General features: G+C 66.2%; 18 protein-coding genes. 12 read left to right on the forward strand and 6 right to left on the reverse strand.

Annotation, left to right across the window (positions count from 1 at the left end):
• The first annotated feature begins 6 nt into the window (after positions 1-6).
• The 4 genes from AC5RWA_RS06250 to AC5RWA_RS06265 all read left to right on the forward strand — a co-directional run bounded on the left by AC5RWA_RS06250 (position 7) and on the right by AC5RWA_RS06265 (position 3,347).
• Positions 7-1,041: a carbohydrate ABC transporter permease gene (locus AC5RWA_RS06250; RefSeq protein ID WP_079598405.1), complete on the forward strand. Its 1,035-nt coding sequence runs from the start codon at positions 7-9 to the stop codon at positions 1,039-1,041.
• Complete coding sequence (locus tag AC5RWA_RS06255) at positions 1,038-1,934, forward strand: carbohydrate ABC transporter permease (protein ID WP_079598406.1); 897 nt, start codon at positions 1,038-1,040, stop codon at positions 1,932-1,934. Before AC5RWA_RS06250 ends, AC5RWA_RS06255 begins: the two co-directional genes overlap by 4 nt.
• Positions 1,931-2,179, forward strand: coding sequence for a hypothetical protein (locus tag AC5RWA_RS06260; RefSeq protein WP_079598407.1), 249 nt, complete (start codon positions 1,931-1,933; stop codon positions 2,177-2,179). Before AC5RWA_RS06255 ends, AC5RWA_RS06260 begins: the two co-directional genes overlap by 4 nt.
• A gap of 115 nt (positions 2,180-2,294) precedes the next feature.
• Positions 2,295-3,347, forward strand: a complete 1,053-nt coding sequence (locus AC5RWA_RS06265) for a LacI family DNA-binding transcriptional regulator (protein ID WP_079598408.1) — start codon at positions 2,295-2,297, stop codon at positions 3,345-3,347.
• A 31-nt stretch (positions 3,348-3,378) separates the two neighbouring features.
• Here the strand turns inward: AC5RWA_RS06265 and AC5RWA_RS06270 are convergent, their stop codons facing one another.
• On the reverse strand, positions 3,379-4,263 hold the full coding sequence (locus AC5RWA_RS06270) for a DUF8083 family protein (protein ID WP_494056953.1): 885 nt from the start codon (positions 4,261-4,263) through the stop codon (positions 3,379-3,381).
• A 34-nt stretch (positions 4,264-4,297) separates the two neighbouring features.
• On the reverse strand, positions 4,298-5,104 hold the full coding sequence (locus tag AC5RWA_RS06275; RefSeq protein ID WP_115526259.1) for an exodeoxyribonuclease III: 807 nt from the start codon (positions 5,102-5,104) through the stop codon (positions 4,298-4,300).
• 158 nt (positions 5,105-5,262) lie between these two features.
• Between AC5RWA_RS06275 and AC5RWA_RS06280 the strand changes: the two genes are divergently transcribed.
• The 4 genes from AC5RWA_RS06280 to AC5RWA_RS06295 are packed head-to-tail and all read left to right on the forward strand — an operon-like array spanning position 5,263 to position 9,647.
• Entirely contained in the window at positions 5,263-6,762 is a 1,500-nt protein-coding gene (locus AC5RWA_RS06280) for a CoA-acylating methylmalonate-semialdehyde dehydrogenase (RefSeq protein ID WP_494056954.1), read from the forward strand.
• The gene (locus AC5RWA_RS06285) at positions 6,762-7,886 is read left to right on the forward strand and encodes an enoyl-CoA hydratase/isomerase family protein (RefSeq protein ID WP_494056955.1); all 1,125 of its coding nucleotides are present in this window, start codon (positions 6,762-6,764) and stop codon (positions 7,884-7,886) included. The genes AC5RWA_RS06280 and AC5RWA_RS06285 overlap by 1 nt, the downstream gene beginning before the upstream one ends.
• Positions 7,879-8,874 carry a 3-hydroxyisobutyrate dehydrogenase gene (gene mmsB / locus AC5RWA_RS06290; RefSeq protein WP_079598413.1) on the forward strand — a complete coding sequence of 332 codons (996 nt, stop codon included), beginning with the start codon at positions 7,879-7,881 and terminating at the stop codon, positions 8,872-8,874. Before AC5RWA_RS06285 ends, mmsB begins: the two co-directional genes overlap by 8 nt.
• Complete coding sequence (locus AC5RWA_RS06295) at positions 8,871-9,647, forward strand: enoyl-CoA hydratase (RefSeq protein WP_494056956.1); 777 nt, start codon at positions 8,871-8,873, stop codon at positions 9,645-9,647. The genes mmsB and AC5RWA_RS06295 overlap by 4 nt, the downstream gene beginning before the upstream one ends.
• Here AC5RWA_RS06295 and AC5RWA_RS06300 read toward each other — a convergent pair.
• The gene (locus AC5RWA_RS06300) at positions 9,634-10,626 is read right to left on the reverse strand and encodes an NAD(P)/FAD-dependent oxidoreductase (RefSeq protein ID WP_494056957.1); all 993 of its coding nucleotides are present in this window, start codon (positions 10,624-10,626) and stop codon (positions 9,634-9,636) included. The genes AC5RWA_RS06295 and AC5RWA_RS06300 overlap by 14 nt on opposite strands.
• Before the next feature lie 66 nt (positions 10,627-10,692).
• On the opposite strand from AC5RWA_RS06300, the gene AC5RWA_RS06305 reads away from it, so the two are divergent.
• Both AC5RWA_RS06305 and AC5RWA_RS06310 read left to right on the forward strand, forming a co-directional pair.
• Positions 10,693-11,277, forward strand: coding sequence for a helix-turn-helix domain-containing protein (locus AC5RWA_RS06305; protein WP_494056958.1), 585 nt, complete (start codon positions 10,693-10,695; stop codon positions 11,275-11,277).
• A gap of 96 nt (positions 11,278-11,373) precedes the next feature.
• Entirely contained in the window at positions 11,374-12,027 is a 654-nt protein-coding gene (locus AC5RWA_RS06310; protein ID WP_494056959.1) for a DedA family protein, read from the forward strand.
• A 40-nt stretch (positions 12,028-12,067) separates the two neighbouring features.
• Here AC5RWA_RS06310 and AC5RWA_RS06315 read toward each other — a convergent pair whose 3' ends face one another.
• Entirely contained in the window at positions 12,068-12,574 is a 507-nt protein-coding gene (locus AC5RWA_RS06315; RefSeq protein WP_494056960.1) for a MarR family winged helix-turn-helix transcriptional regulator, read from the reverse strand.
• A 128-nt stretch (positions 12,575-12,702) separates the two neighbouring features.
• On the opposite strand from AC5RWA_RS06315, the gene AC5RWA_RS06320 reads away from it, so the two are divergent.
• Entirely contained in the window at positions 12,703-13,836 is a 1,134-nt protein-coding gene (locus tag AC5RWA_RS06320) for an acyl-CoA dehydrogenase family protein (protein ID WP_494057077.1), read from the forward strand.
• A gap of 155 nt (positions 13,837-13,991) precedes the next feature.
• A complete protein-coding gene (locus AC5RWA_RS06325; RefSeq protein WP_494056961.1) occupies positions 13,992-14,981 on the forward strand; it encodes an SDR family oxidoreductase in 990 nt (329 codons plus the stop codon).
• 36 nt (positions 14,982-15,017) lie between these two features.
• On the opposite strand, the gene AC5RWA_RS06330 is transcribed toward AC5RWA_RS06325, so the two are convergent.
• Positions 15,018-15,803, reverse strand: coding sequence for a MerR family transcriptional regulator (locus tag AC5RWA_RS06330; protein WP_494056962.1), 786 nt, complete (start codon positions 15,801-15,803; stop codon positions 15,018-15,020).
• A gap of 67 nt (positions 15,804-15,870) precedes the next feature.
• The gene (locus AC5RWA_RS06335) at positions 15,871-16,221 is read right to left on the reverse strand and encodes a hypothetical protein (RefSeq protein ID WP_115526248.1); all 351 of its coding nucleotides are present in this window, start codon (positions 16,219-16,221) and stop codon (positions 15,871-15,873) included.
• Positions 16,222-16,334: the final 113 nt, after the last annotated feature.

Consider the following 16,334-nt stretch of genomic DNA (forward strand, 5'->3'; position numbering starts at 1 on the left):
CAAACCATGGCTACCGAATTGGGCCCGACGCCGGTCAAGCCGGCGTCGGGCGCCGCCCCGGTCCACCACGGACCTAAGGGTGTAGGCGAAGACAACAAGATCCTCAGCCAGGGCAAGTGGGCCACCTGGCTTCTTGCCCCGACCATCATTGCCCTGGGTATTGTGATCGTTTACCCGATCATCAGTGCCATCGTCATGTCCTTCCAGAAGGACGCGGGACTCGATCCGGTTACAGGTCTGTTTACGGCCGGCGGCCCGGCGGGCATCCAGAACTATGTGAACTGGCTGGGGCAGCAGTGTGCGGCCCAAGGGGGCGGCACGGTCGCTTGTCCGCCCGGCACCCTCGGAGGCCAGTTCTGGACGGCGACAGGCACCACGTTCCTGTTCACGGTAGTTACTGTGGCCTTCGAAACCGTCCTCGGTTTCTGGATGGCCATGATCATGTCCCGGACGTTCAAGGGCCGTGGGCTGGTCCGCGCGGCTGTGCTCGTCCCATGGGCTATCCCTACCGCCGTTACCGCCCAGCTGTGGCTCTTTATGTTCGATTTCAACGGCATCATCAATAAGCTGTTCAATGTCTCCATCCTGTGGACCGGCAGTGAGTGGCCCGCAAAATGGGCGGTGATCATTGCTGACACCTGGAAGACCACGCCGTTTATGGCGCTGCTCATCCTTGCCGGCCTGCAGATGATCCCTGCCGAAGTGTATGAAGCCGCAAAGGTTGACGGCACCACCGCCTGGCAGCGTTTCCGGCTGATCACCCTGCCGCTTGTGAAGCCTGCACTGATGGTCGCCATCCTGTTCCGTACCCTGGACGCGCTGCGTATGTTTGACCTTCCGTACATCCTCACCGGCGGTGCCAACAACACCACTACGCTGTCCATCCTGGTGATTAACCAGATCAGGCAAGGGTTTAATTCAGCAGCCGCGTTGTCCACCATTACGTTCATCATCATCTTCCTGGTCGCCTTTATCTTCGTCCGGTTCCTTGGTGCGAATGTTGTGGAGCAAAGCGGAGCCACCGGCAAGGGGAAGAAATGACAACCACAGCTGCCTCAACGGCATTGCGGGCGGAGCAGGACAAGGGGCGTAAGGCTTCGCAGACCCGTGAAAAGTGGGCGAGCGCCAGGACGTACATCAGCGCCGCCGTCATCCTGGTCTGGTGCCTTGCACCCGCGTACTGGATGGTGGTGACGGCCTTCCGTGAAGTGGGCTTCACCTACGACACGACGCCCTGGCCCACCCATGTGACGCTGGACAACTTCATCACGGCCTTCGATACCTCGTTCGGAAACCGGTTCGGCCAGGCCCTGCTGAACAGTATTTTTATTGGTGTCACTGTCACGGTGATCTCGCTGGTCATCGGTGTGTTCGCCGCGTATGCACTGGCGCGCCTGAACTTCCGGTTCAAGTACCTGGTGCTGGGCTTCATCCTCGGCGCTTCCATGTTCCCCGGCGTTGCCCTGATCACCCCGCTGTTCCAGCTGTTCACCAACATCGGCTGGATGGGCAGCTACCAGGCCCTGATCATCCCGAACATCTCCTTCGTCCTGCCGCTCACCGTCTACACCCTGACCTCCTTCTTCCGCGAGATGCCGTGGGAGCTCGAGGAATCAGCCCGTGTTGACGGCTGCACGCAGGGCCAGGCGTTCCGGAAGGTGATCATGCCCCTGGCAGCACCGGCCATCTTCACCACCGCGATCCTGGCGTTCATCTCCTCCTGGAACGAGTTCCTGATCGCCAGCCAGCTGTCGAATGAGGCCACGAAACCGGTCACGGTTGCCATTGCCAGCTTTGCCGGCGCGCAGCCGAACCAGATCCCGTACACGGCCATCATGGCCGCGGGCACCATCGTCACCATTCCGCTGGTGATCCTGGTGCTGGTCTTCCAGCGCAAGATTGTGGCCGGCCTGACGGCAGGTGCAGTCAAGTGACGGGCGATGCTTCCCGTTCCCGCTCCACGGGGGCGGGAAGCAGCCGCCGGCGTGCCAGGTCCGGCGAGGACTTCGACATCATCATCGGATTCCTCGGTTTTTGGGCCCTGGTTCTGCTGGTCGTCACCGTCTGGATGGAGGTGACGGCCCAGCCCGCCCTCGGCTGGGCCCTTGGCCTGCTCGCAACGCTCCTGGCGCTGTACGGCATGGTTCGGCTCCGCCGCAAGCTCCCGGCACGCAGGTAACCGGTCACATCCCGCTGCGTTTAACGCCGCGCCTGGACGGGATGCAAAAATACGAAGGTTTGGGGTAACGCAGGGCGGAGCGCCTTACGCTGCAAGGAGTTATTGAGGGGACACCGTGGCACGCACAACTGAGAGGTCCCAACGGGGCGGCCACAACGGCGTCAGTATTGAGGACGTTGCTGCGGCGGCAGGTGTCTCAACTGCCACCGTGTCGCGGGCGGTCCGGGGACTGCCCCGGGTTTCGCCGGCAACGCGGGAAAAGATCCTCGAGGTTGCCGCGAACCTGGGCTACGTGGCGTCGTCGTCCGCCTCCGGCCTTGCCACCGGCCGCACCAAGACCATCGGCGTTCTGGCCCCGTTCGTCAGCCGGTGGTTCTTTTCCAAGGCCATTGAGGGGGCTGACCGGGAACTCCATGCCCGGCACTACAACCTCTCCCTCTTCAACCTGGGCGGGCACGGCAGCAACCGGGAACGGCTGTTCAGCAAGACCATGGTCTACAAGCAGATCGACGCCCTCCTGGTCCTGTGTATGGCGTTGACGCACGAAGAGCTGGACCACCTGCAGAAGATCGATATCCCGCTTGTTGTGGTGGGCGGCCATGTGGAAGAGTGCGCCTACATCGGCATCGATGACTACGCCGCCGCCTCAACAGCAGTCCGGCACCTCATCGACCTGGGCCACCGGGACATCGCCCTGTTGCATGGCGACGACGAGACTGACCTCAACTTCGATGTTCCCCGCGTGCGTATCCTGGCGTTCAAGGACGTGATGACGGCGGCCGGACTTCCCACCCGGCCGGAGTGGGACGAATGGGGCGACTTCACTGTACGAAGCGGGCAGGAGGCCCTTCGCAGGCTGTGGTCCAGGCCGGGCGACAAACCAACCGCTATTTTCTGCGCCTCGGACGAAATGGCCATGGGGGTCATCTTCGAAGCATCCAGGCTTGGTGTCCGGGTGCCGGAGGACCTCTCGGTGGTGGGCATCGATAACCACGATTTTGCCGATCCCATGGGCCTGACCACAGTAGGGCAGCGGCCGGATGAGCAGGCGGAGCTGGCCACCAAGATGCTCCTTGACGAACTGGACGGCCAGCTGGGATCAGTCCAGTCCGCCGTCGCACCCCACGAACTTATCGTGCGGCGCACCACTGCCCCGCCGCAGGGCTAACAGTCCTGCTACACCCTAAGGCGCGCGGCCGTCAGGACGCGCGGGCCAGTTGCCGGATGGGGATCCAACGGGAAGCCAGCCGGCGGTAGGCGGCGGCCGCTCCGGTCATGTCGCCCTCCGCAAGGCACTCGATGCCCAGCCGGATGTCCATGGGGGAATCGTCCGGATACACCTTGTCCGCCACGGCGCCATAATCCAGTTCCACCATGGACTCCACGTGGAACTGTTCCAGCCACTCCGTGAGCTGGGCCAGATCGTCCAGCATGTCCAGGTCAGGTGCCGCCAGCGCCAGATTGGCCACCGCGTACCGGGCGCGTTCCAACGCTTCGGTGATGGGCGCCCACACCCGCACGGTCAGGATCCGCCCGGCGGCCTCCACAACGTCCTTGTGGTCCGACTCCATGAACAGCGAGAACCAGCTGAACGGGATTCCCCACGTGGACGCCCGCGTGTGCACCCGGATGGAACCGTCGCGGGCCTTGACCAGGTCGATCCGTTCCTGGTGCCGGTCCCGCTGCTCCTCGGGGATCAACAGTTCGGCCAGCGGACCGTGGATCCCTTCCATCAGGGCGTTGGCCGCCAGCCCCGCCCGCAGGACCAGCTGGCTGGGACAGTACAGGAGCACCGGCTCGGCATCGGCGTCGTCGTCGGACGTTCCGCCCTGGGAAGCCGGCGCCGTGGTGACCCGGACCAGGTCGGTGCGGCCGGTGGGGAACGGATCACCGCCGGAGCGCGTGATGCGGCCCAGGGATGCCAGCAGTTCAGCGTTTTCGACGGCGGCACGCGAGGCGGTGCGTGCGCCGGCGGCCTGGATGGCCGGGCGTTGCTCTTCCGGGAACGCGTCGAGGGGTTCGTAGACGCGCAGGGTCGAGGAGAATGGCAGGCCGGCCTGGCCCCGGTAGAGGTTTCCGGTCATCACGGTCTCCTTGGAAGGGTCCAGGGGGCTGCCATCAGTCCGCCAGTTCCACCAGCACGGGGGCGTGGTCCGAGGCGCCCTTGCCCTTGCGTTCCTCGCGGTCGATCGAGGCGCCGGTGACCCGGCCGGCCAGGGCGGGGGACGCCAGGACGAAGTCGATCCGCATGCCTTCGCGCTTGGGGAAGCGCAGCTGGGTGTAGTCCCAGTATGTGTAGACGCCGGGGCCCGGGGTGTAGGGGCGGACAACGTCCGTGAAGCCGGCGGATTCGAAGGCGTGGAATGCGGCACGCTCCGGAGGGCTGACGTGGGTGTACCGGTTGTTCACGAACAGGTCGATGTCCCAGACGTCGTCGTCGAAGGGCGCGATGTTCCAGTCGCCCATCAGCGCAACCTGGGCCTGGGGGTTCTCGGTGACAAGTCCCTGCGCGTGCGTCTTGAGGCTCTCCAGCCACTTGAGCTTGTACGGCATGTGTTCGTCGTCCAGCGAGCGGCCGTTGGGAACATAGAGGCTCCAGATCCGGATGCCTGCGCACGTTGCTGCCATGGCCCGGGCTTCCTGCACGGGGTCCTTGCCGGCCTTGCCGAAGGAGGGCTGGTCAAGGAACGTCCGCTCTACGTCTTCGAGCCCCACGCGGGAAGCGATGGCTACGCCGTTCCACTGGTTCACGCCAAAGTGGGCCACTTCGTAGCCCATCCGTTCAAAGAGTTCCCATGGAAAGTTGTCGTCCTTGCACTTGGTCTCCTGGATGGCCAGGACGTCGCAATCGCTGCGCTGAAGCCAGGCTTCAACGCGGTCGGCGCGGGCACGGAGCGAGTTCACATTCCAGGTAGCTATCTTCACAGTTCCTAACTTACCGTGGCGGCACCACCGCTGGTAAAGCGTGGCGGAAGCCTGCGCGGGCGCTTCCAGGGCCGGAAATGGCGGATGGAACTTAGTAGGAAGTCCGAGTATATTCGCAACCAGAGATGACCTGGACCACATGCGAAGGAGCATCAGCCATGGTGCGCGAGCTCTCCCATTACGTCGGCGGTCAGCAGACCCCCGGAACTTCAGGCCGCTTCGGCGACGTCTTCGATCCCTGCACCGGACGCGTCCAGGCCCGGGTTCCGCTGGCGGGCCGGGATGAGGTGCAGAACGCGGTAGCCACCGCCGGAAAAGCGCAGGCGGAATGGGCAGCCATGAACCCGCAACGGCGGGCAAGGATCCTGCTCGCCTTCGTGGACCTGGTCAACCGCAACATGGACGAGCTGGCCCGGCTCTTGTCCTCCGAACACGGAAAGACCCTCGCCGATTCCAGGGGAGACATCCAGCGGGGCCTGGAAGTGGTGGAGTTCGCGGCCGGAGCACCGCACCTGCTCAAAGGTGAGTTCTCCAGCGACGCAGGCGCGGGCATTGACATCCATTCGCTCCGCCAGCCGCTGGGCGTGGTGGCAGGCATAACCCCCTTCAACTTTCCCGCCATGATTCCGCTGTGGAAGTCGGGTCCGGCCCTGGCCGCGGGCAACGCGTTCATCCTGAAACCCTCGGAGCGGGACCCCTCGGTGCCGCTCCGGCTGGCGGAACTCTACAGCGAGGCGGGCGTGCCGGACGGGGTGTTCAACGTGGTCAACGGCGACAAGGAAGCCGTGGACGCGCTGCTCGAAGACCCCCGGGTCAAGGCGGTGGGCTTTGTGGGGTCCACACCCATTGCCCAGTACATCTACGCCACAGCTGCCGCGCACGGCAAACGGGCCCAGTGTTTCGGCGGGGCCAAGAACCACATGGTGGTCATGCCGGACGCGGATCTTGACCAGGCCGCGGACGCCCTGATTGGTTCCGGCTACGGCTCCGCGGGTGAGCGCTGCATGGCGATCTCCGTGGCCGTGCCGGTGGGCGGGGACACCGCTGACCGGCTGGTGGCCAGGCTCCAGGAACGTGTGAAGGCCCTCAAGGTGGGCCACAGCCTGGAGGCGGACACGGACTTCGGTCCCGTGGTGACGGCCGCCGCCAAGGAACGGATCGAAGGCTGCATCCGGGCAGGTGTGGACGACGGCGCCACCCTCCTTGCTGACGGCCGCGGGCTTCGCGTAGCGGGCTATGACGACGGCTTTTGGGTGGGCCCCACCCTCTTCGACCACGTCACCCCGGACATGGCCCTCTACCGCGAGGAGATCTTCGGCCCGGTCCTCAGTGTTGTCCGGGCGGCCGGTTACGACGAAGCCCTCCGGCTGTGCACCGACAACCCCTACGGCAACGGCGTAGCCATTTTCACCCGCGACGGCGATGCCGCCCGCGATTTCGCCACCCGGGTGGACGTGGGCATGGTGGGAATCAACGTTCCCATCCCCGTACCCCTCGCCTATTACACCTTTGGCGGCTGGAAAGCCTCCGGCTTCGGCGACCTGAACCAGCACGGCGCGGACGCCTTCCGCTTCTACACCAAGACGAAGACCGTCACCACGCGCTGGCCGTCCGGGATACGCCACGGGGCCAGCTTCGTGATGCCGGAGGGAAGCTGATGGCGGGCACTTCCGGCCGTGTGGACACGGTGCAGGGGGATGCGGGCAGTTTCGACGTGCTGTTCGAGCGCCGCGGCCGGCTCGCGGTGGCCACCCTCAACAGGCCCAGGGCAGTCAACGCACTGACCGCCGGCATGGTGGGCCTGCTCCTGGAGCAGCTGACCGCCTGGGCCGATGACGACGGCGTAGCCACCGTCCTGGTGCAGGGCGCCGGAGAGCGGGGCCTCTGCGCGGGCGGGGACATCGTGGCAATCTACGAGGACATCCCGCAGGGCGGTGCCCGGACCGCAGCTTTCTGGCAGACGGAGTACCGGGTCAATTCCCTGATTGCGCATTACCCCAAGCCGTATGTAGCGCTCATGGACGGGCTGGTACTGGGCGGCGGGGTGGGAATTTCCGCCCACGGGTCCGTCCGCGTGGTCACCGAACGCACCCGGACGGGCATGCCTGAGACCACCATCGGCTTCGCCCCCGACGTCGGCGGGACCTTCCTGCTGGCCCGCGCACCGGGGGAGGCGGGAACCCACGCGGCCCTGACCGGGGCGCACCTGACCGGTCCGGACGCGCTGCACCTGGGACTGGCGGACCACTACGTCCCGTCTGAGCGGCTGCCCGGACTCGTGGCCGCGCTGGAGAAGGAAAGCGCGGAAGACGCCGTCGGACGCTTTACTGCCGTACCTCCGCCCTCGGTGCTGGCCGGCCAGCGCGAGTGGATCGACGCCTGTTATGCCTTCGCCGACGCCGAGGACATCGTCCGGCGGCTCCGCAGCTGGAACGGACAAGGCACGGCGGACGCGGCACACGCCGCTGACACCATCGAAGGGAAGTCTCCCACGTCGGTCAAGGTCACGCTGGAATCCCTGCGGCGGGCCAGGACACTGGCGCTGGACGAGGCATTGGCCCAGGAGTACAGGGTTGGCCTGCGGTTCCTGTCCGGCCCCGACTTCCGCGAGGGCATCCGCGCGCAGGTGGTGGACAAGGACCGCACGCCCCGCTGGACGCCGCCAACGCTCGGGGAGGTGCTTCCGGAACACGTTGCCCGCTTTTTCGAACCGCTGGACGGCAGGGAACTGGACCTCCGTGCAGGCGGGGGACTGCAACTAGAGGAGACGGACCATGTCTGAAAAGTACACCGTGGCCTTCCTGGGCCTGGGGCACATGGGCGGGCCCATGGCCGCGAACCTGGTCAGGGCAGGCTATGGGGTGTCCGGGTTCGACGTGGTCCCGGCTGCCCTCGAAGCGGCCAGGGCCCAGGGAATTCCGGTTGCGGGCAGCGCCACGGAGACACTGAGGGGTGCTGACGTGGTGCTGACCATGTTCCAGAGCGGCCAGCAGGTGCTCGACGCCTACCGCGGAACCTCCGGGGAGCCGGGCCTGCTGGCAACAGCCGCTCCCGGGACCCTGTTCCTGGACTGCTCCACCATCAACGTTGACGAGGCACGCGAGGCGGCGCGTCTGGCTATCGAGGCAGGCCACCGCTCCGTGGACGCCCCGGTCTCCGGCGGCGTAGTGGGCGCCGAAGCCGGAACCCTCACCTTCATGGTGGGCGCGGACGCGGAAGACTTCGAGACCGTCCGCCCGCTGCTGGAGGTGATGGGCAAACGCGTGGTGCACTGCGGGGCACACGGGGCAGGCCAGGCGGCCAAAGTCTGCAACAACCTCATCCTGGGTGTGTCCATGATCGCCGTCAGCGAGGCCTTCGTGCTCGGCGAAAAGCTGGGCCTGACCCACCAGGCCCTCTTCGATGTTGCCTCGGCCGCTTCCGGGCAGTGCTGGGCCCTGACCACCAACTGCCCGGTGCCCGGCCCTGTTCCCGGCAGTCCGGCCAACCGGGACTACCAGCCGGGGTTTGCCGGCGCGCTCATGGCCAAGGACCTCAACCTCGCGGTCAACGCACTCCGCAGCACCGGGGTGGCGGGTCGGATGGGCCCCCTCGCCGCCGAAATCTACGATACGTTTGCCGCGGAAGGCGGCGCCGGCCGGGACTTCTCCGCGATCATCACCGATATCCGGGAGAAATCCGGAAACCAGGGCGCGGATGCCCCGGGGAAGGCGCAGGCAACGCCTGCAGCGCCGGCCACGACAGCACACGACGACGGGAGCCCTGAATGACGGAGTACGCCAACATCCTGGTGGAGCAGCGGGGCCGGGTGGGCCTGGTGACACTCAACCGGCCGCAGGCGCTGAATGCGCTGAACAAGGCCACCATGGAGGAGTTGGTTTCGGCCGTGACCGCCATGGATGCTGATCCCGGGGTGGGAGCGGTGGTGATCACCGGATCAGGCAAAGCCTTCGCCGCCGGCGCCGACATCAAGGAGATGGCGTCCCAGGGCTATATGGACATGTACGCGGCTGACTGGTTCCGGGGGTGGGAGGATTTCACCCGGCTGCGCATCCCCACTGTCGCCGCGGTGTCCGGGTTTGCCCTCGGCGGAGGGTGCGAACTGGCCATGATGTGCGACCTCATCATCGCCGGGGACAACGCCAAGTTCGGGCAGCCGGAAATCAACCTGGGCGTCCTCCCCGGCATGGGCGGGTCCCAGCGGCTGACCCGGGCCGTGGGCAAGGCCAAGGCGATGGACCTGATCCTGACCGGCCGGTTCATCGGGGCGGAGGAAGCCGACCGGTGCGGCCTGGTGTCGCGGGTTGTGCCTGCCGAGGACGTTGTGGCCGAGGCGATCAAAGCCGCCGAAGTCATCGCGGGAAAATCCAAGCCCGTGGCCATGGCCGCCAAGGAAGCAGTGAACGCCGCCTTCGAAACCGGGCTCGCCCAGGGGGTCCTGTTCGAGCGCCGGCTCTTCCATTCCCTCTTTGCCACGGAAGACCAGAAAGAAGGCATGGCGGCGTTCACGGAAAAGCGCCAGCCGGACTTTAGGCACCGGTAAGCGCCAGGGACTCCCGGTAGGCGCTGACGTCGCGGTCCAGTTCTTCAGCCATCAGGTGGTTGTTGATCACGACGGCGGTCCACGCCGCGGCCGCGGCGGACGCCAGCACCTGCGCCCTCAGGTCCGTGACGTTGCCCGCTGCCCAGACGCCGGGCACGGCGGTGGCGCCATCGGCGTCGGTTTCGAGGTAGTCACCGATGCCCATCGGGTGCGCTGTGGCGGACAGGCCCAGGCTGGAAAACGCCGCGAGGCGGGAATGGACCCGTGCTCCCACAACCACGGCATCCACCGCCACCTCCGGTCCGCCCGCCAGCGCCACCCCGCGCAGGGCATCGTTTTCCACCCTCACCGCTTCCACGGCGCCTGCCACTACCTTGACCCCGCGGGCGGCCAGCTGTTCGTGCTCCCCGTCCGAGGGATCCGTCCTGTCATTGAGGAACAGGGTGATGTTGCTGCTCCACTGCCGGAACAGCAGGGCCTGGTGCACCGACCACGGGCCGTTGCCGAGGATGCCGATGGCCTGGTCCTGCACCTCCCAGCCATGGCAGAAGGGGCAGTGCAGCACGTCCTTGCCCCACCGCTCCTGAAGCCCCGGAATGTCCGGCAGCTCATCCACCAGTCCGGTGGCGAGCAGGAGGCGCCGGCCGCGAAGCTGCCTCCCGTCGTCGAGCGTCACCTCGAAGCCCCGGCGCACGTCGCCGCTGGCGGCCATTACCTCACCCCGCACAACCACGGCACCGTAGTGCTCCGCCTCGGCACGCCCGATGGCCAACAGCTCTGCCGGGTCGATGCCGTCACGGGACAGGAAGCCATGCACACCCCCTGCCGGGGCGTTCCGTGGCTGGCCGCCGTCTACCACCGCCACTGAACGTCGGGTACGGCCCAGCATCTGGGCTGCGCTCAAGCCGGCAGCACCGCCGCCCACTATCACGACGTCATACATGGAATCGGCACTCTTGGTATTTCCCTTTTCAGTCATGGATTCATCGTGTGCCCCCTGCGCAAGTGTTGGCAAAGTAATTTGCCGGTATGGCAAAGTACCTGCATGGATGAAAACCTCGACGACGTCCTGGCGGCTGTTGGTCCACGGCTGCGGGCGCTCCGCCTCAGCCGCGATGTCACGCTGACAGCGCTGGCGCAGGAAACCGGGATTTCGGTGAGCACCCTGTCCCGGCTCGAATCCGGCCAGCGCCGGCCCAACCTCGAATTGCTCCTGCCGCTGGCAAAGGCGCACCAGGTCCCGCTGGACGAGCTGGTGGGAGCGCCGGACATGGGTGACCCCCGCGTACACCTGCGGCCCATCGTGGCGAGGGGCATGACCATCATTCCGCTGACCCGGAAGCCTGGCGGCATCCAGGCCTACAAGCACATCCTGCCGGCCGGCCCGCTGGAGGAGCCCAACCCGCAGGTGCATGAGGGCTACGAGTGGCTGTACGTGCTCAATGGAAAGCTGCGGATGGTGCTGGGAACCCAGGACCTGGTCCTCGGCGCGGGGGAAGCCGCCGAGTTCGACACCCGGGTACCGCATTGGTTTGGCAGGGCCGATGGAAAGGCCGTGGAGTTCCTGAGCCTGTTCGGAACGCAGGGGGAGCGCATGCACGTACGGGCCAAGCCGGCCGCGAAACAGTAGGGGTTTTCCAGGCTGCCAGCTTGTGCTCAGGACCGTAAGGTAGAAAAGACCGGCAGGGGTCGCGCAGGCGATGCAGCGGGAATCGGGGGAGAGTTGATGTTGGTTACAGCAATGGGGGCCGCAAGCCCGACGGACGGGCTGGACGGGCTGGTGGGCGTTGCCGCGCGGGCCATCGACAGCCTCGGCGAATGGGGCGTGGGCGCGTTCACCCTCGCTGAAACCGTGGTGCCGCCCATCCCCAGCGAGGTGATCCTGCCGCTCGCCGGGTACCTTGCCAAGCAGGGGTCCTTGAACCTGTTCCTCGTTTTTGTCACCAGCACCCTTGGCGCCTACCTGGGAGCGCTCTTGCTCTACTGGCTCGGAGCGAAGCTGGGGCTGGAGCGGTCCATCCGCGGCCTGTCCAAACTGCCCCTGGTGGACCGTGAGGACTTCGAGCATGCGGCCGGGTGGTTCCGCCGCCACGGCAGGTCCTCCATTTTCTTCGGCCGGCTCCTTCCGGGGGTGCGCAGCCTGATCTCCCTCCCCGCCGGGGCCGCGTCGATGCCGCTGGGAACTTTCAGCCTGTACACCCTGGCCGGCAGTGGGCTGTGGAACGGCGCCCTGATTGGCCTGGGGTACCTGCTGGGCACCCAGTACCGGCTGATCGAGCAGTACTCCCGGTTCCTCAACTACGCGGTGTACGCCGCCCTGGTGGTCACCGTGGTGCTGCTCGTTGCCAGGCGGGTCAAGCGGGCGAAGGCCCGGCGCTGACCTCCGTTTGACCATGGCTCTGACCCTGTGAAGGCTCCCGTCAATCGGCGAAGTCGCCCGCGTTCCGGCGGAAATCCCCGAGGATCCGGATCAACTCGTCAATATCGCCGGGACTGAACCCTGGATCGCTGAACACCTCACTGTTCAGGGCCGCCGTCGAACGCTTCGCCAGGCTGCGCCCCTCGCCGGTGAGCTCGATGAGAGTGGTGCGGCCGTCCGTGGGATGTGGTGAGCGGGCCACCAGGCCGGCCCGTTCAAGCCGGTCCACGGCGTTGGTGATGGAGGTGGGGTGGACCTGGAGCAGGGCGCTGGCCTTCTTCATGGGCAGCGAGCCCTTCCGCGCGAAGCTCAGCAGCGCCAGGAGTTCGTAGCGGGCAAACGTGAGACCGAACGGTTTAAGTGTTGCTTCGATCCTGGCCAGGAGGATCTGCTGGGTGCGCATCACCGCAGTTATGGCGGCCATGGGCGCGGCAACGTCCGGCCAGCCATGCTCTTCCCAGTTGCGCCGGGCGTCAGCAATGGGATCGCGGGACAACGGAGTACCCATGCCAGCCCCTTTCCGAAAAGCCTGTGAATATACTAGGACATCCAACGGTTTGGCGAGGGAAGGGATCGTAGCCCGTGCAGCCCCAAAGACGTGGCGGCGGCGAGCCGCCGTTTCCCGACGCGGACCTGATGCACGTCGTGGAGCTCCTGCCGCCTCCGGAGCGGGAACGGTATGCCCGCATCCGGGAGTTCCTCCAGGCGTCCGTCCGCCAGGCATCCATCGAATACTGGAACCGCGAGGAATTTCCCTTCGGCCTGCTTGCGGACATGGGAAGGCATGGGCTGGGCGCACTGCAGGCGGACGGCAGCTCGGCCCTGTTCAAAGGGCTGATGTACGTGGAGCTGGCCCGCGCCGATGTATCCCTCTCGGCCCTGGCCGGCATCCATAACGAGCTGATTGTCGGCATGGTCAGCCAGCTGGGATCCGACGAGCAGAGGCGCCGCTGGCTGCCCGGCCTCAGGAGCTTCGCCCAGCTGGGCGCCTTCGCCCTGACGGAGCCCGGCCACGGCTCGGACATCTCCAGGGGCCTCGAGGCTTCCGCCCGGCGGGCAGGCTCCGAATGGATCCTGAACGGGACAAAACGCTGGATCGGTGCCGGAACCATCGCCGACTTCGCGCTGGTGTGGGCCCGCGACGAGGCGGACCAGGCCATCAAAGGCTTCATTGTGGAGACCGACCGTCCCGGCTACTCGGCCACCAAGATCTCCAACAAAATCGGGCTGCGCATCATGCAAAACGCCGACATCGTGCTGCAGGATGTCAGGATTCCGGCTGCCAACATGCTCCCGGGGGCCGCCGACTTTGCTTCAGCCAATGGGCTGCTGCGGGATTCGCGTGCCTGGGTGGGGTGGCAGGCGGCGGGGATCCAGCTGGCGGCCTTCGATGTTGCCCGGGAGTATGCTCTGGAGCGCCGGCAGTTCGGCAGGCCACTGGCGGGATTCCAGCTGGTCCAGCAACAGCTCGCGGACATCCTGGGCAACGCCTCGGCGTCGCTCTCGCTGATGGTGCAGCTGGCGCGGATCCAGGCGGATGGCACGCTGGAGATGGCGCAGGCCGCCATGGCAAAAGCCACCACCACCCGCCTCGCCCGTTCCTCGGTGGCGATGGGCCGCTCGCTGCTGGGTGGCAACGGCATCAGCAGCGACTACGAAATGGCCAAGCTGTTCGGGGACGCCGAAATCCTCTACACCTACGAAGGCAGCTACGAGATCAACTCGCTTCTGGTAGGGCGGGCAGTCACCGGCATCTCTGCGTTCACCTGACAGGGGTGCCTTCACCTGACAGCCTGCGTTCATCTGACAACGCTTAAGGGGTGGCCGGAACGTTGTCCCGCGGGCCGTGCCTCGCTAGCATCGAAGAGGTAAGCCTACTTAGTTTTCTGGCTCCACGTTCGGTGGGGGTGCGGGAAGGAATCATGATGCGGGTCAAGGATTCTGTGGTGGTTATTACCGGCGCTTCAAGCGGCATCGGCCGGGCCGCCGCACTTCGCTTCGCGGGCAAGGGTGCACGGCTGGTGTTGGCTGCCCGCGGGGCGAAATCCCTCGAAACAGTGGCCAGGGAGTGCAGGAAGCGCGGCGCCAAGGCCATTGCGGTTCCCACCGATGTCACTGATCCTGACGCGGTGGAGGAGCTGGCGGCGCGGGCCGTCCGGGAGTTCGGACGCCTGGACGTATGGGTCAACAACGCGGCCGTGGGTGCCTTCGGCCGGCTGTCCGAGGTGCCGCCAAAAGAATTCCAGCGCGTCCTGGACATCAATATTTCCGGCTATGTCAACGGTGCACGCGCGGCACTGGCCCGCCAGATTGCCCAGGGATCGGGCACCCTGGTCAACGTTGCCTCGATTGTGGGGGAAATCCCGTTGCCCTACTCCGCGGCGTATTCCATCTCCAAGGCCGCAAACCGTGCCCTCAGCGTCAGCCTGCGTTCGGAACTGGCACGCGACGGAGTGTCAGGGGTCAAGGTGTGCAGCGTCCTTCCAGCCACCATTGATACGCCCTTCTACCAGCATGCAGCCAACTACAGCGGCCGCCATGCCTCGGCGATGCCTCCCGTATATACCCCGGAGCGGGTGGCGAAGGCCGTGGTCAAGGTGGTAGCCCACCCGCGCCGCGAAACCGTCGTGGGAGGACTGACCGGACGGCTGCTCGTCCTGCAGCATCGTGTTACCCCCGGTGCCGTCGAGGCCGCCACTGCGCGCCAGGTGGACACGAGCCAGCTTTCCCGGCGGCGGTCCACCCCGGTCACTGCCGGAAACCTGCACCAGGCGTCGGAGGCACTGCGGAAGGGCTCCATCCGTGGAGGCTGGGGCGGCGGATGGCGGACTGCCGGGCGCAGGGCCATGGTCGCGGCAGCTCTCGCCGGCACCGTCGCAGTGGCCGGCAACCGGCTGGCCAGGCCGTTGCGGTAGTCAGCGCGGCCTGGACCGGAAAGATCAGCCAGCTTCCTACAGATTCCTTTCAGCGAAGATGCGCAGGGCATCCCGCACAAAGCCGGCACCCTCCTCACCTCCGTAATTGGCGGCAAAACGGGGGTCGGCAACGTACATGTCCGCGAGTCCGGTGACGTAGCCCTTGGTGTCCCCGCCGTTCTCCGCGGCAGGCGTACCGGGGATGCATTCCAACCATGCGACGTGCCGCCGGGCGAGGTCCTGCGCTTCAGGGCTCTCGGGGGCTGCGCCCGAACCGGCGGCGGCCAGCCAGTCCTTCCCCAGCTGTTCGGAGCGGGTTTTCCACTCCCGCTTCTCCGCCTCGCCCATTCCCCGCCACCAGGAATCACTCTTCGCGTAGGCTTCCTTGCCCCAGCGTTCCTCCACCTCGTCCTTGTACTGCGTGTGGTCGAAGCCGTCGAACATTTTTTCGGCCATAAGTTCGCCTCCTTCTTGTGCTGTTTCGATCGTTTGCCGGACGGACAGGATTTGCCGGGACAGCCTGTCCTGCTCCTGCCGCAACCATTCCAGGTGGCGGGTCAGCGCCTTCACGGCATCCGTCTGCTGGTGGAAGACCTCCGCGATGGCGGGCAGCCCCAGGCCCAGCCCACGAAGGAGCAGGATCCGCTGCAGCTGCACCAGGGCAGTGCCGTCGTAGTAGCGGTAGCCGTTGCTGCCCACCCGGCTCGGCTTCAGCAACCCGATGTCGTGATAGTGGCGGAGCGTCCGGCTGGTGGTGCCGGCCATCCTGGCCACGTCCTGGATGGACCAGTCCTTTCCTGTTCCGGTCCCGGTTTCTTCCATGATCCGAGCGTACGGGTTGACGCTGCGTCAAGGTCAAGGGGTGCGGCGGAAAGGGGGACGGGCCCTGTCAGCCGGCCGGGCGGTTCCGCGGCGTACCCTTCCGGGGCCGGCGGTTACGGGCTTGGGCCACCAGCCGGCTGAACGCCAGGATGAAGACCGCTTCGATCAGGAGCATCAGGCCCACCAGCAGCCACTGTTCCTGGGAGATGAAGACAATGCAGCCGGTGAGCGCCAGGACCGTGCCCAGGGCAAGGGTGTAGGTGGCGAAACCGACGGCAACCCGGGCGCTGCGGACCCCCGTGCGGAAACCAAACCCCTGGGGTTCACCGCCGGGGTGCCCGGGAACCCGGTCCCGCGCGGCGGGCCCAAGGGAATCGAACTCTTCCCACGGATCCTTGTCCTGGCCTTGTCCGGTCATGCCTCAAGTATCCCAAAAAGGCGTCCGGTGCGGTCGGCAACGAAAGCCCGGGACGCAAAACAGCGGCCCCTCCAACAAGTGCTGGAGAAGCCGCTGGATGGTAGCTCCGGCAG

The organism is Arthrobacter sp. 210 2 (assembly GCF_059093025.1).